Annotated in this window: 12 protein-coding genes and 1 tRNA gene; 8 read left to right on the top strand and 5 right to left on the bottom strand. The window is 43.5% G+C overall.

Annotated elements, in window-relative coordinates:
• Nucleotides 1–24 precede the first annotated feature (24 nt).
• Together JMY03_RS11985 and JMY03_RS11980 are read left to right on the top strand one after the other, a co-directional pair.
• Nucleotides 25–1,737: an ATP-binding protein gene (locus JMY03_RS11985; protein WP_201603961.1), complete on the top strand. Its 1,713-nt coding sequence runs from the start codon at nt 25–27 to the stop codon at nt 1,735–1,737.
• Between the two features lie 191 nt (nt 1,738–1,928).
• Nucleotides 1,929–3,257, top strand: coding sequence for a valine--pyruvate transaminase (locus JMY03_RS11980; RefSeq protein ID WP_201603959.1), 1,329 nt, complete (start codon nt 1,929–1,931; stop codon nt 3,255–3,257).
• Nucleotides 3,258–3,460: 203 nt separating this feature from the next.
• On the opposite strand, the gene JMY03_RS11975 is transcribed toward JMY03_RS11980, so the two are convergent.
• The 4 genes from JMY03_RS11975 to hisB all read right to left on the bottom strand — a co-directional run bounded on the left by JMY03_RS11975 (nt 3,461) and on the right by hisB (nt 6,373).
• On the bottom strand, nt 3,461–4,399 hold the full coding sequence (locus JMY03_RS11975; RefSeq protein ID WP_201603957.1) for a DJ-1/PfpI family protein: 939 nt from the start codon (nt 4,397–4,399) through the stop codon (nt 3,461–3,463).
• 151 nt (nt 4,400–4,550) lie between these two features.
• Nucleotides 4,551–4,928, bottom strand: a complete 378-nt coding sequence (locus JMY03_RS11970) for a hypothetical protein (protein ID WP_025645257.1) — start codon at nt 4,926–4,928, stop codon at nt 4,551–4,553.
• A 171-nt stretch (nt 4,929–5,099) separates the two neighbouring features.
• Complete coding sequence (hisH, locus tag JMY03_RS11965) at nt 5,100–5,735, bottom strand: imidazole glycerol phosphate synthase subunit HisH (protein ID WP_201603955.1); 636 nt, start codon at nt 5,733–5,735, stop codon at nt 5,100–5,102.
• The gene (gene hisB, locus JMY03_RS11960) at nt 5,735–6,373 is read right to left on the bottom strand and encodes an imidazoleglycerol-phosphate dehydratase HisB (RefSeq protein ID WP_201603954.1); all 639 of its coding nucleotides are present in this window, start codon (nt 6,371–6,373) and stop codon (nt 5,735–5,737) included. Before hisB ends, hisH begins: the two co-directional genes overlap by 1 nt.
• Nucleotides 6,374–6,610: 237 nt before the next feature.
• Here hisB and JMY03_RS11955 point away from each other — a divergent pair, with 237 nt between their 5' ends.
• From JMY03_RS11955 to JMY03_RS11935, 5 genes are all read left to right on the top strand, one after another.
• Nucleotides 6,611–7,033 (top strand): hypothetical protein, encoded by a 423-nt coding sequence (locus JMY03_RS11955; protein WP_201603952.1) that lies wholly within the window; start codon nt 6,611–6,613, stop codon nt 7,031–7,033.
• A gap of 93 nt (nt 7,034–7,126) precedes the next feature.
• A tRNA-Phe gene (locus tag JMY03_RS11950) sits at nt 7,127–7,202 on the top strand.
• A 200-nt stretch (nt 7,203–7,402) separates the two neighbouring features.
• Nucleotides 7,403–7,903 (top strand): DUF4385 domain-containing protein, encoded by a 501-nt coding sequence (locus tag JMY03_RS11945; protein ID WP_201603950.1) that lies wholly within the window; start codon nt 7,403–7,405, stop codon nt 7,901–7,903.
• Nucleotides 7,904–8,019: 116 nt separating this feature from the next.
• Nucleotides 8,020–8,709 carry a phosphoglycolate phosphatase gene (locus tag JMY03_RS11940; RefSeq protein ID WP_201603948.1) on the top strand — a complete coding sequence of 230 codons (690 nt, stop codon included), beginning with the start codon at nt 8,020–8,022 and terminating at the stop codon, nt 8,707–8,709.
• Nucleotide 8,710: 1 nt separating this feature from the next.
• On the top strand, nt 8,711–10,420 hold the full coding sequence (locus JMY03_RS11935) for a formate--tetrahydrofolate ligase (RefSeq protein WP_201603946.1): 1,710 nt from the start codon (nt 8,711–8,713) through the stop codon (nt 10,418–10,420).
• 158 nt (nt 10,421–10,578) lie between these two features.
• On the opposite strand, the gene JMY03_RS11930 is transcribed toward JMY03_RS11935, so the two are convergent.
• Nucleotides 10,579–12,156, bottom strand: coding sequence for a YifB family Mg chelatase-like AAA ATPase (locus tag JMY03_RS11930; RefSeq protein WP_201556983.1), 1,578 nt, complete (start codon nt 12,154–12,156; stop codon nt 10,579–10,581).
• A 297-nt stretch (nt 12,157–12,453) separates the two neighbouring features.
• On the opposite strand from JMY03_RS11930, the gene hemN reads away from it, so the two are divergent.
• On the top strand, nt 12,454–13,995 hold the full coding sequence (gene hemN / locus JMY03_RS11925) for an oxygen-independent coproporphyrinogen III oxidase (protein WP_201603944.1): 1,542 nt from the start codon (nt 12,454–12,456) through the stop codon (nt 13,993–13,995).
• Nucleotides 13,996–14,040 lie beyond the last annotated feature (45 nt).

Raw genomic sequence — 14,040 nt, 5'->3', positions numbered from 1 at the left:
AAATATAGAAATTAAGGAAAATATATGAGTGGAAGTTATGATTTTTTATCACCAGGTATCAACCATATTCGAAAAAGTATTAAAGGCATTAAGGATAGCTATAATAACGAATGGGATATTTTAGCTGAATTATTACAGAACTCTGTTGACGCTATTAGAAAAGCAGATAACACTGAAAATAAAATTGATATTATTATTGATTCCCAACAAAATCGAATTACAGTTGCTGATAATGGAATTGGAATAAAGTTTGATCAACTACCAGTTCTATTAAAACCTTTTTCAACTGATAAAGAAGGCGATAATTCAGTTGTAGGTGAAAAAGGCGTTGGTTTATCCTTCGTTATTTTCTCTAGCAACTGGTTTGAACTTACAACAAACTACCAAGGGAAATCAGCAAAAGCAACTATAGAGGACGCGTATAACTGGCAAAATAGTAATAGTAACGAAAAACTAGAATTAAAAATCAATGAATCATATCATGAAGCAGGAACTTCGATTACCTTAGAAAAAGTTATAGATAGTCCTATATTTGATCTAAGCTTTGATCAACTAAAATTCATACTTAGAACTAAAACGATTATAGGTAACACAAGAAGTATATGGAACGATGATATAAACATTGAAATAAACTTAAAGTTTACGGATCAAAACGGTGAAGTTCAACATGAAGAAGTACCATTCCGATACCTCTTATTACCAGAAAATGTTGATAAAAGAAGTGCTATAAACTTAAAAGACTTTATCAAAAACTTCAGTGAAGCAGGCAAAACAGACCAAGAAAAAAGGAGAGCTCTTTTTGGTAAGGTAATCTACGATAAAGGTGAGATTACACATAATGATAATAGGGTTATCTATTATTATTCTTACTTTTTACCAAAACGCTCTATGTGGAACGAGTTCTCAAAAGAATGGGGTCTAGTCAAAGAAGAAAAAGCTGAAGATGAGAATTATTTGTCTAATTTCAGTTATGCTTTAATAAAACCTGGGATTTTCACTTCAGTTAAAGGCATGCCAACAGGCATAGGTATCACACCTCCAGACACAGGTTATGCTGGTTATTGGAGCAATATTTTCATTATATTTGAAGATTCACAGTTAAAATTTGATATTGGTAGAAAGTCGATACATGGTCGTCAAGCTGGCGTACTTAATAAACATGCGAAAGATATTTTTAATCAGTATTTAAAATTTATTACGCGTTATGTTAGTAGGGATAGCGGAGTCAATAGTAACGATTGGGATAGAGATGAAGTTTTCGGACAAATTGAAGATATGCTTACTTACAACCATAAACATTCTCTATTTCAGAAGTCTCCTAAAGGGCAAGAGGCACAAGTTTGTGCTATGTTCTATGAGTTAGTAGGAAAAGGAGTTATTAAAAACCTAGTTTTTCTCACAAGCGGCTATAAGGGTAGATATGACTTATATGCTAAATGGGGTAACAAAAAAGTCGTAATTGAATTTAAGTCTGAGTTAAGAAATATCCTAAAAGACTTTAATACTGAGCAAAAACTGTTCGATGAAATTGATTGTGTTGTTTGTTGGGATGTAACCGAAGAAGATGAGAGAGCTTTACACAAAAAATCTATTTCTATAGAGGATGTTGATGGTTTTTCTATATTAGGTGGCAATAAATCATTTCCACATGCAACCCATGAATTGCAGTTGGGCGGTATAACTAATCCAGTATATATAATAGACCTCAAAAAAGTTTTAAAAGATATAGACTCTTAGTCTCTACGAACTCAAACCAAAACGCCTTCTATTCACTTAGAAGGCGTTTTTTAATTCATTTATCGTATAAATATATAAACCAATATCTACACTACTGCATGCTCACCTTATCCCCACCATTTGCTATACTAGCCCAACTTTATCGGTTAAATACCAACTTATAACACCCTCCCAAACAGCATGGTAGCCTTATGAAATTCTCAAAGTTCGGTCAAAAGTTTATTCAGCCTACGGGCATCTCGCAATTGATGGATGATCTGGGCGATGCGCTCAAAAGCGATAAGCCGGTCAATATGCTAGGCGGCGGTAATCCAGCGCGTATTGAAGCGGTGAATGAGCTGTTTTTGCAGACTTATCAAGCGCTGGGCAATGATGGTAGCTTTAATAATAGCGATGAGACCAATAGCACGGCGACGAGTAGCATGGCGAATTACTCCAATCCGCAGGGCGATGCCGCTTTTATCGATGCCTTAGTAGGGTTTTTTAATCGACATTATGATTGGAATTTGACGAGTGAGAACATCGCTTTAACCAATGGTTCGCAGAATGCGTTTTTCTATTTGTTTAACTTGTTTGGCGGTGCGTTCACTGATGAGCAGAACGAATCTGTCGACAAGTCTATTTTACTACCATTGACCCCTGAATATATTGGCTATAGTGATGTGCATGTGGAAGGTCAGCATTTTACCGCCGTATTACCGCATATCGATGAAGTGACGCATGATGGTGAAGAAGGCTTCTTTAAATATCGCGTGGATTTTGACGCGTTGGAGAACTTGCCAGCGCTCAAGGAAGGACGCATCGGCGCGATTTGTTGTTCGCGTCCGACCAATCCAACGGGTAATGTCTTAACCGATGACGAAATGGCGCATTTGGCGGAGATTGCTAAGCGTTACGATGTACCGCTGATTATCGATAACGCTTATGGTATGCCCTTCCCTAATATTATTTATTCAGACGTTACCCTTAATTGGGATGACAATACCATTCTGTGTTTTAGCTTATCCAAAATTGGCTTACCCGGAGTGCGTACCGGTATTATCGTTGCCGCGCCTGAGGTGATTGCAGCGGTTAGTGCGATGAATGCCGTGGTTAATCTTTCACCAACACGCTTTGGCGCATCTATTGCCACGCCGCTGGTTGAAAATAACGCTATCAAAGACTTGTCTGATAACGATATTAAGCCTTTTTATCAGCAGCAAGCGAAGACCGCAGTTACCTTACTTAAAAATGAATTGGGCGACTATCCGTTGTCCATTCATAAGCCTGAGGGCGCGATATTTTTATGGTTGTGGTTTAAGGATTTACCGATTAGTACCTCTGAGCTGTATGAGATTCTCAAAGAAAAAGGTACGCTTATCGTGCCGAGTGAGTACTTCTTCCCAGGTGTTGATATTAGCGACTATAAGCACGCGCATGAGTGTATTCGCATGAGTATTGCCGCAGATGAACAGACTTTGCGGGATGGTATTGCGGTGATTGGCGAGGTGGTTCGAGGGTTATATGATGGGGCTAAGTAGAATCATTTACGCTTAGGCATAAGTTGCATGCCATCGCACCAGTCGTAGGCTATTACCCCGCTATCGGTGCGCGGGGCACATCCTACAAAAGCTAAAGCAGTTGAGTATTATTCACCCTATTTTTTGAGTTTGATATAATATCAAAAACGAAAAACGGACTAATAAATAGTCCGTTTTTTATATGATGACTTTATGAAAACGATCTAACTAAACTCTTTTAGTAAAGCTTTAGCACTCATTTTACCAAAGTCATTTGCCGCGAGTGGCCCATCGCCTGAGATAAGCTTTCTATCTTGATGCGTCTGCCCTGAGACGAGCTTATTATCAATAGTAACGCCTAAATCTTCTAACTTTTCTGCAAAGTACCACGGCATCGTACCAGGCAGATAGCCAATTTTTGGCATTTGCTTATCCATAACAGTCGGGAAGGCTACCATCTTATAGCCTTTAAAGATAAAGTCACGCTTGGAATTACCTTCATCAGAACTGTCAGGACTATTAAGGTCAGCCGCCAATAACGCTGCAGGCCCGTGACAAATCGCTAAGGTAAAGAGATCATTATCGTGTCCCCAACGTAGCAATGCGCCAAGGTTTTTATCTTCCGGCAAGCCGAGCATCGCGCCGTGACCACCGGGAATAAAGATCGCTGCATACTCATCACTGGCATCGCTATCTGCCATATCATTTTTAACAAAATCAGCGATACTATTGGGATTGTTAAACTTGGACTCGTACTCACTATAAATTTGTTTAACGTCGTCATCGTCCTTTGGCATCGCCCACTGCTCGACCTTGACCGCCTCGCCTGTTGGCGTAAACACATCGACATCAAAGCCTGCTTTTTTAAAATGTAATAACGGCACCATCATCTCCACCGGATGATTACCGGTATCAAATTTATTGCCGTTCTCCATAGTCATGTACTGCTCTTCGGTACAGACCATCATGATTTTCTTATCGCCCGTATAGGGATTATCGTAATTAGTATGATCGTAGTTGGTTTTATTCGGCGCAGCTATCTTTAGCGATGATGTTGAGGGAATATAAATGCCTGCTTCAGTTTCTTGCGGCTCTAAGCCTAGAGTATTTTTGGCGTTGTCTAAGGTGTCTTTGGCTTTATCTAATAGATCTTGCATATTCATAGTGGCTTCCTTTTTATGATTTATATTTATTGAGTAGCTATTTATTGGGTAGCTAGAAATGATAAATCTAAGGTAACAAATGAAGACAGCATTAAATAGATGAGAATTTTTATGTTTCGTAAGCTTTGTAAAGCAGGATCGAAAAACTGTTTTAACGGGTTTTCTTTAGTAGCTTACTTGGTGAGCTGCTCGCTTGAAAAATCCTTGTCCACTTATTTAAAGCAAACAGCACGAAAGGCAGCAGGCAGGTATTAATGAGATCATGAATACTTGCTTTGATATCTGTACCTTTTAGAGCCAGAAGGCCTTTTGGCACAATGATGTGACGATTGTCGAAATATTCACCTAGCAGTGCTACGCTAATGACGACTAATAGTGCTAAAAAGGCTCTGATAGTCTGATTCTTAATGATAGGGCGTAAGATAAACATGCTGAGCAGATAGACGCCGACGCCGACGTAAATGTGTAACGCGTCTTTGGCAAGACCCGTCGTCTCAACAACGTTTATTTTAAAGGTGTTAAAGTCCACTAGAGTATTCCAAATATAAGCGAGCAGAAAATGATTGAGCGTATCACTAAACAATAATAACTAAAAATTGATAGTTAAGAATGACAATAGTGGAGAATAAAAAAGGTAGATTATACAAGCGATAATCCACCCTATTCTGAAGCAAATGTGCAATTTACGTTTACTGCCTATCTACACATTCCACTCGACAAAATTCTTTAGCAGTTGCAAGCCAGCGGTATTGCTCTTCTCAGGATGGAACTGAGTGGCAAATAGGTTGTCTTTGATGATACTGGCACAAAACGGCTGGCCATAATCACAGATAGCGGCGACTTGAGAGTTATCGTTAGGCGCGCAGTAATAACTGTGCACAAAGTAAAAGTGCGCGTTGTCCTCGATACCGTGCCAAAGCGGATGGTCAAAATCCATACCACTAATCGTATTCCAGCCCATATGTGGTACTTTTATCGTTGTGCCTTGCTTATCTGTCCACGATGGATCAAACGCTTCTACCGTACCGTTTAAGATGCCAAGGCAATCTGTACCACCATTTTCAGCCGATTGCTCAAATAAGGCCTGCATACCCACGCAAATCGCCATCACCGGCTTGTTAAAGATAGCCTTGCGCACGACGTCATCGATGCCAGCCTCACGCATGCCGATTATACAATCACGCATAGCACCAACACCAGGGAAGACGATTTTATCAGCGGCAGCCACGACTTTGGGGTCGTTAGTGATGGATACCTCCGCGCCGACATTGGTGAGTGCCTTGCTGACCGAGTGCAAGTTACCCATGCCATAATCTAATAGTGCAATTTTGGTCATTAGAATGCCTCTTTGGTCGATGGCAAGGTATTCAATGCCCGCTCATCATACTCACAGGCCATACGCAGCGCGCGAGCAAAAGCTTTAAAGGTAGATTCGATTTGGTGATGGCTATTTTTGCCTTTGAGATTATCCAAATGTACGGTCATCCATGAATGATTGACGAAGCCGTAAAAGAATTCGCTAAACAGATCGACATCGAAGGTGCCGACATGTGAGCGCGTAAACGGAATATCCATATGCAAGCCTGGACGCCCTGATAGATCGACGACCGCGCGAGTCAATGACTCATCAAGCGGCGCATAAAAATGCCCATAACGGCGGATGCCTTTTTTATCGCCCAAAGCTTTGTTAAACGCTTGGCCCAAAGTAATACCGGTGTCCTCGACGCTGTGATGGTCATCGATATAGGTATCGCCGACGCATTTGATATCTAAGTCAAATAAACCATGACGCTTGATCTGATCAATCATATGATCCAAAAATGGCACGCCAGTATCGACCACTCCTTGACCGGTACCATCAAGGTTAACGGTACAAGTGATTTGCGTCTCAGCAGTGTTACGTTCAACAGTGGCGGTGCGCGCTGGGCGACCATACAGGTTTGAATTTTGCGCTTGATTAATATCGGCAGACATAGCTACTCTCTATAAATAAAGGGTGGGGAGTAAATAGACACTTAAATAGACATTAAGGAAATGTAGATATAAGCTTATCATAGCAAAATGGCGTCATGACGGCTATGGCAGGACGGTAAAGCAAGGCGCTATTTGTCTCAATCTGTTAAAATACTGCCTTAAGTTTTATTAATGACGCTTGTTTAGTCGGTTTTTTTACTTAATACGGTTAGCACTCATAAGACAATAGGATATATCATGCCTTTAGAAGCCATTGCGATTAATGATTTAAATGCGCCTTTAATCAAAAAACCTGCTCGCGACAATGAGCTTGCCGAGCGCTTAAAGGCCATGTATGACGCTGACGATACGCAGCCTAGCGGCGAGGAGGTATTAAATATCATCGAAAATGGCTTTAAGCGTGGCCAATACCTATATGTCGGCATGTTCAATGACAAGCCCATTGCCGCAGTTGGCTGCTTTGATGATGGGCAGACCAATGCTAAGCGCTTGCAATACTTAACTGTGCATGAGCAAAACAAAGGCCGCGCAATCGATGCGAAGTTCATCAAGATGGTCTATGACGCGGAGGTCAAAAAAGGCGTGCGTCAGTTTGTCCCTGTCGATAACGATATCCATCAGATCATGAGCGACTACGAATTAATCAGAGTTAAAGACTAAGATTTGCATCGAATCTGATTATTTAGCCACAAAAGATAAAAATGTCTTGACAGCACCGCTTATATTTAGTTTAATAGCGTCCTCAGCGAAGACGGCTCGATAGCTCAGTCGGTAGAGCAACGGATTGAAAATCCGTGTGTCGGCAGTTCGATCCTGCCTCGAGCCACCATTTCGTTGATCTCATTTAGCTTTTAAATAAGCACCTAAAACCTCAGACGTTCGCGTTTGAGGTTTTTTTATGCCTGTAAGAAACGCACCCATTCATAACATTTTTACGCTACTTCTCCTCGTGACTTGCTCAGTATACTGAGTAGCACTACTGACAAAGGGTACTATTGATAAAAAGGCAGCTATGATAGGAGCGTTTAGATGAGAGAGTTTGATTACGATTTGGATTATAAGAATCTAGATCTACGTAAGCATCCTGAGCTATACCGTGTCGGCCGCGGCGAGCAAGGCGTGTTGCTTGTTGAGCCTTATAAATCTGAGATACTGCCGCATTGGCGCTTTGCTACCCCTGATATTGCGCATGAGAGCAGTGAAACCATTTATAAGATGTTTTTAGATTATTTAGCAGATGATGACTTCGTTGGCGCGGATATGGCACGTAAGTTCATCCAGATGGGTTACACTCGTGCTCGCCGCTATGCCAACCATAAAGGCGGTAAAAAGTACAAAGGTCCTGTGCCCGATGATAAAAAAGGTCAAAGCGGCGCGCATGGTCGCGAGGAATTACCTCGTCAAGAGGAAGACCCCGTTAAGGCAGAATCGGCGCGGATATTTAAAGCTAAGTGGGACGAGTGCCGCAAAAATGAGGACTACTTAAGAATGAAAAAACAGCACCGCGAGCGTTATAAGGACGTTGAGTAACTTATATCATTATAACTGAATAATTTGAAACTTTTGCTGTGTTAGAGTGGTGCAGCTGACAGCGGTTTTTTGGCTTCTTTGAATAAATAACACGCCGTAATGATGAGTAAAAACTTATGCAAAATAAACAACTTTTGATTTTTGATTTTGATGGTACTTTGATCGATAGCGTTCCTGATTTGGCAGCAGCGATTAATATTATGCTTGAACAGCTAGGCTTGCCCACCTACTCACTTGAAACTATAAAAGGTTGGGTCGGTAATGGCTCACGGCTACTAGTAGAGCGCGCTTTGATTGGCAAGACAGAAGTCGGCGAAAACGAGCTGACCCAGCTAGAGGCTGATCATGCTGAGCAGCTGTTTCTTGACGCTTATAGCAATCTTAAAGCGAGCAAAACGGTCGCTTACCCTGATGTTGATAAAGGTCTAAAACAACTGCATGACGCCGGATTTACCTTAGCCTTAGTGACCAATAAGCCCATTCGTTTTGTACCCAAAATCTTGCGCTCGTTTGGCTGGCAGGATTGGTTTGTAGTAGTGCTCGGCGGTGATAGCTTACCAACCAAAAAGCCGGATCCTGCGCCGCTATTGCACGTTTGTGATAAGTTAGGAGTCATGCCAGATAAGGCGGTGATGATAGGCGACTCAAAGAACGACATATTAGCCGGGCAGAATGCTGGAATGGATACCCTCGCGCTCTCTTATGGGTATAACTACGGTCAAGATATTCGCGACTTTCAGCCGACGCAGGCCTTTGATAACTTTGCCACTTTGACTCGCTACCTTTTAGATAAAAAAGAGCTTTAATATGGACGTTCCTAGTGATATTGCTATCGCCCAAAATGCAACTTTGTACCCTATAAAAGATATCGTCAAAACGTTAAATCTATCGATAAATGATATTGAGCCTTATGGCCATTATAAAGCGAAAATAAATGTCAGCGAGGTGCTGAGCAAGCCCGCTAAAGCCAAAAACAGCAAATTAATATTAGTCACAGCGATCAATCCGACGCCCGCAGGCGAAGGTAAAACCACAGTCACTATAGGCCTAGCCGACGCGCTAAATCGTCTGCATAGAAAAAAAGGCGATGGTAAGTTGACCACCGTGGCTTTACGTGAACCTTCCTTAGGCCCAGTATTTGGGATGAAAGGCGGCGCAGCGGGTGGCGGTTACGCGCAGGTGCTACCGATGGAAGATATCAATCTGCACTTTACTGGCGATTTCCATGCGATTGGCGCGGCTAACAACTTATTAGCGGCACTGATTGATAATCATATTTATCAAGGTAATGCGCTCAGCATCGATCACAAGCAAGTATTTTGGCGGCGCGCGGTAGATATGAATGATCGACAACTGCGTAGTATCATCGGCGGCTTAGGCAAGCGCACTGACGGCGTTGCCCGAGAAGACGGCTTTGATATTACTGTAGCTTCAGAGGTGATGGCTATATTTTGTTTGGCTACCGATTTAAGTGATCTCAAGCAGCGTTTAGGGAATATCTTAGTCGCTTTAGACACAGATAAGCAGCCTATCTATGCTCGTGATCTTAAGGCACAAGGCGCTATGGCAGCGCTGTTAAAAGAAGCGATCAAACCTAATTTGGTACAGACGATAGAAGGCACGCCAGCCTTGGTACATGGCGGTCCGTTTGCTAATATCGCTCATGGTTGTAACTCAGTTATCGCGACCCGTGTGGCACAGCATTTAGCCGATTATACGCTTACTGAAGCGGGCTTTGGTGCTGATCTTGGCGCGCAAAAGTTCTGTGATATAAAGTGTCGCCTATCAGGACTTGCGCCCGATGCCGCGATTATCGTCGCCACCATTCGCGCCTTAAAATATAACGGCGGCGCCCTTAAAAACGAGCTGACCCAAGAGAACCTATCGGCGCTTGAGCAAGGGTTGCCTAATTTATTTAAACACATTGAAAATATGCGTGAAGTGTACGGCCTACCCGTCGTCGTCGCTATCAATCACTTCGTCAGCGACACTGACGCAGAGGTTGAGCTGGTTCGGCAGGCTTGCCAAGCGAATGGCGTCGAGGTTGCCTTAACGCAAGTCTGGGAAAAAGGCGGCGCGGGCGGTGAGGAGTTGGCAAATACGCTACTACAGTTATTTGAGAACGAAGAAAACCCGTCAAGCCAGTTTCAGTTTTCGTATGATAGTGATAATAGTATTGCCGATAAAATCCGCACGGTGGCGCAGCGTATTTATGGCGCGGCTGATATCGATATCAGCTCGCTTGCTCAATTAAAGATACGCCAGTTAGAGCAGCTGAATTTAGATAAGATGCCAGTTTGTATTGCTAAGACTCAGTACTCGCTGAGCGATAATGCCAAGCTGCTAGGACGACCAACTGATTTTACCCTTCATGTGCGCGACATCAGCGTCTCAAGTGGCGCGGGGTTTATCGTAGTGATGTGTGGCACTATTATGAAAATGCCTGGCTTGCCTAAACACCCCTCAGCTGAGCGTATCGATGTCGATGATACGGGTCATATTATGGACTTGTTTTAAATACTAGAGGCTGTATAGCCATTGATAAATACTGATTAGCTAAATTTTGAATTTATTTAGACTTTGTAGGCTGGCGCTTTTAGCCAAGCCCTGTACTTTTGCAGAACTTTGAGCTGGGCTAAAGCCGCAGCCTACGCCAACTAGGTTTTTATAATAATCTACTTACTGCGATAGCTGAGCGCCTCAGAGACGTGAGCACTAGTAATATCAGTACTGTCTGCCAGATCAGCAATGGTACGCGCCACTCGCAGTACCCGGTGGTAACCACGCGCTGATAGGTTCAAGCGCTGCTGCGCCATTTGTAATAGCTGCTGCTCGCTTGCGCCGAGCTCCACGTATTCATCAAGCTCACTAGGACTTAGCTCATTATTCGCTTTATTCTGTCTGCGGATTTGTCGTTCATTGGCAGCCGTGACGCGCGCTCTAACGGTTTCTGAGCTCTCTCCTCGACTACTATTTTGCAAGTCGGCTATAGGGAGCGCCGGCACCGTGATATGCAAATCAATGCGGTCTAATAGCGGTCCTGAAAGCTTATCTTGATAGCGCTTAATCTGTTCAGGACGACAGCGACAGCGGTTAGAGACGTCGCCATCATAACCGCAAGGACAAGGATTCATCGCCGCAACGAGCTGAAAGTTAGCCGGAAAAGTCATCTGTGAGTTAGCGCGGCTAATGGTGATTTGCTTAGCCTCCAATGGCTGACGCAATACTTCAAGCACGCTGCGCTCAAACTCAGGCAACTCATCAAGGAACAGCACGCCTTTATTGGCCAAAGTTATCTCGCCAGGTTTTGGGCGTGAGCCGCCGCCAACGAGTGCCACTGCTGATATCGTGTGATGAACTTGCCTGAAAGGCCTCGTACCATAATCATAATCGCTATCGGCGACGGAGTAAGTACTCGCCACTTCTAGCGCGTCCTCAGCGCTTAAGTCTGGCAAAATCGTTGGCAATCTTGACGCCATTAACGTCTTGCCCGAACCCGGCGGTCCTGTGAATAGTAGTGAATGCCCGCCAGCCGCTGCAATCTCTAACGCTCGCCGTGCATGGTGTTGACCTTTAACATCTGCCAAGTCCACTTTATAACCTACTCGCTCTTGCGCTGTACTAGGAGTGACGACTTCTAAGCGCTCAGTGCTTGCGTTTGGGTCTGCTAACGACTGTAAGTGCTGACATACCGACTGTAGGCTTGTCGCGCCTAGTACCTCTACGCCTTCAACGCGGCTGGCTTCCATACCATTATCGATAGGCACGACTAATTGTATAGACGGGTTTGCGGCGATTTTGTCTGCTGAATTTTTTGTTTGCGCTGGTACTGCTTTTGCAGTCTTTGCCGCCAAGGCCTCTGCTCTTATCGCTCGCGCTACTGCCAAACTTCCCGTTACCTGCCGCAGATCGCCATTGAGCGCCAGCTCGCCGATAAACTCAAACCCTGCTAACACCTCCGGATCGAGCTGACCACTTGCGGCTAAGATACCAATAGCAATTGGCAAATCAAGACGGGCGCCGTCCTTTGGCAAATCAGCAGGTGCTAGATTGATCGTTAGTCGCCGATTAGGAAACTGAAAGCCAGAATTAAGAATAGCGGAGCGTACTCGATCTTTACTCTCGCGTACGGCCGCTTCTGGTAAGCCGACGATAGTAAGCGCTGGCAGACCTTGGGATAAATGTACTTCTATAATCACTTTTGGCGCATGTAGACCGACGACCGAACGGGTATAAACTTGCGCAAACGACATGAGCGTTTCCTAATATTAGAGATTAATCGATGATAAAGTATTATTTATCAGCGTGCAAATGTCGTGTTTTATAAAAAATATAGGTAGGACATTAAAACAATCATCTAAAACCAAAGCCGTCAATATTGATGCTAAAAACCATCACGATATACCATACTAAAAGTAGGGATTTGGTATAATAATGACCATATTTTAAGACAGTTGCTATAATAGCCAAGCTGTTACTGCAAACGTTATCATCTGGCAGCACAAAAAAGCGATGCTATAGCCACTATGGGTCAAAACGAGGAATACCGCATGACAGACTATTCAGAACAGAACACTCAGCAGCCTTATAATCATGCAGGTGAGCAACCGACTACCGCACGTCCTGTCGTTGAAATCCAAAACCCTTATGCAAGTTTACGCGGCGATAGCAGCAATAAGCAGCTGCCTACTTTTGATCAGGCACTTATTCATAAATATAATCGCTCAGGGCCACGCTACACTTCCTATCCGACTGCTTTAGAATTTACAGAGATAGCTGATGGTTTAGAGACTAAAATCCTTCAAAGCCGTGAAGCACGCGCGCCCTTATCGCTATATTTTCATATTCCCTTTTGTCGTCACCTTTGCTATTACTGCGCTTGTAATAAAATCATCACTAAAAAGAACAGCGACTCGGGCGATTATTTAGCGTATTTGATCGATGAGGTAAAACAAAAACGCCGTTTGCTAACTGCGCCAGAGGGTAGTGATAAGCCTATCGTCAAACAGCTGCATCTAGGCGGCGGTACGCCGACGTTTTTGCGCGATGAGGAGCTGGTGCAACTGTGGAAGTTTTTGCAGACGCAGTTTGAGTTTTTGGATGAGGATAAAGGGGATTACTCTATCGAGATTGATCCGCGCGAGCTTGGAGATAATACCCTCAAAACGTTGCGCAGGCTTGGTTTTAACCGTATTAGCTTAGGGGTGCAGGATTTGGATGACGCGGTGCAAATCGCCGTCAACCGCGTCCATTCAGCAGAATTGATTGCTCATATCTTGGCTGAGGCGCGCAAGCTTGGTTTTGGCTCTATTAACATTGATTTGATTTATGGTCTCCCGCATCAGACCCCTGATACCTTAGATAAAACCGTTGCACGCATCATAGAGATGTCACCTGATCGTCTGTCTGTGTTTAACTACGCGCACTTGCCTGAACGTTTTAAAGCGCAGCGGCAGATCAAGGATGAGGATCTACCTAGCCCTAGCGACAAGCTCACTATGCTTGGCAATACGGTCAATATGCTCACTACAGCAGGCTATCAATATATCGGTATCGATCATTTTGCCAAAGCGGATGATGAGTTGGCGATAGCCCAGCGTGCGGGCAAATTGCACCGTAATTTTCAGGGCTACACTATCATGGGCGACTGTGATTTGTTAGGTTTTGGCGTCTCTGCCATCAGTCAGATTGCAAATGCTAACACCCGCTATATTTTACAAAATCATACCGATTTGACGGTTTATCAAGAGACGATTAACGCAGCCCGCAGCAATCCTAATGTTATGCCCGCAGCGAAAGTCATTAAAACCTCTATCAAAGATCGTCTGCGTGAGTATGTGATTATGAACTTACTCTGCCATGACTATATTGATTTTAAAGACGTTAATCAGAAATTTGGCATTGATGCGGTGACTTATTTTATTGATGAGATCAGCCAGTTAGATGCTATGCAAAAAGATAAGCTGATAGATATGGATGCAGCGGGTATTCGCGTTTTGCCCAGAGGTCGCCTGCTTGGTCGCAACGTAGCGATGGTGTTTGATGAGTATCTAAGCGTCAAACATAAAGACCGTTTCTCTAAAGTGATTTAACCATTCATAGTCATAAGAGCAGCCAAAAAAAAGACCTCAAGCGAG

Origin of the sequence: Psychrobacter submarinus (genome assembly GCF_904846685.1) — a bacterium.
In the GTDB taxonomy this organism is placed as follows: Bacteria; Pseudomonadota; Gammaproteobacteria; order Pseudomonadales; family Moraxellaceae; genus Psychrobacter; species Psychrobacter submarinus.
This window is presented reverse-complemented; position numbering and strand designations above follow the sequence as displayed.

What these genes read in the sequence shown, in the direction of transcription:
- JMY03_RS11935 (WP_201603946.1), top strand. Translation starts at nt 8,711, where the DNA reads ATGGACGTTCCTAGTGATATTGCTATCGCCCAAAATGCAACTTTGTAC.
- JMY03_RS11940 (WP_201603948.1), top strand. Translation starts at nt 8,020, where the DNA reads ATGCAAAATAAACAACTTTTGATTTTTGATTTTGATGGTACTTTGATC.
- JMY03_RS11980 (WP_201603959.1), top strand. Translation starts at nt 1,929, where the DNA reads ATGAAATTCTCAAAGTTCGGTCAAAAGTTTATTCAGCCTACGGGCATC.
- JMY03_RS11985 (WP_201603961.1), top strand. Translation starts at nt 25, where the DNA reads ATGAGTGGAAGTTATGATTTTTTATCACCAGGTATCAACCATATTCGA.
- hisB (WP_201603954.1), bottom strand. Translation starts at nt 6,373, where the DNA reads ATGTCTGCCGATATTAATCAAGCGCAAAATTCAAACCTGTATGGTCGC.
- JMY03_RS11955 (WP_201603952.1), top strand. Translation starts at nt 6,611, where the DNA reads ATGCCTTTAGAAGCCATTGCGATTAATGATTTAAATGCGCCTTTAATC.
- JMY03_RS11945 (WP_201603950.1), top strand. Translation starts at nt 7,403, where the DNA reads ATGAGAGAGTTTGATTACGATTTGGATTATAAGAATCTAGATCTACGT.
- JMY03_RS11975 (WP_201603957.1), bottom strand. Translation starts at nt 4,399, where the DNA reads ATGAATATGCAAGATCTATTAGATAAAGCCAAAGACACCTTAGACAAC.
- JMY03_RS11930 (WP_201556983.1), bottom strand. Translation starts at nt 12,156, where the DNA reads ATGTCGTTTGCGCAAGTTTATACCCGTTCGGTCGTCGGTCTACATGCG.
- hemN (WP_201603944.1), top strand. Translation starts at nt 12,454, where the DNA reads ATGACAGACTATTCAGAACAGAACACTCAGCAGCCTTATAATCATGCA.
- hisH (WP_201603955.1), bottom strand. Translation starts at nt 5,735, where the DNA reads ATGACCAAAATTGCACTATTAGATTATGGCATGGGTAACTTGCACTCG.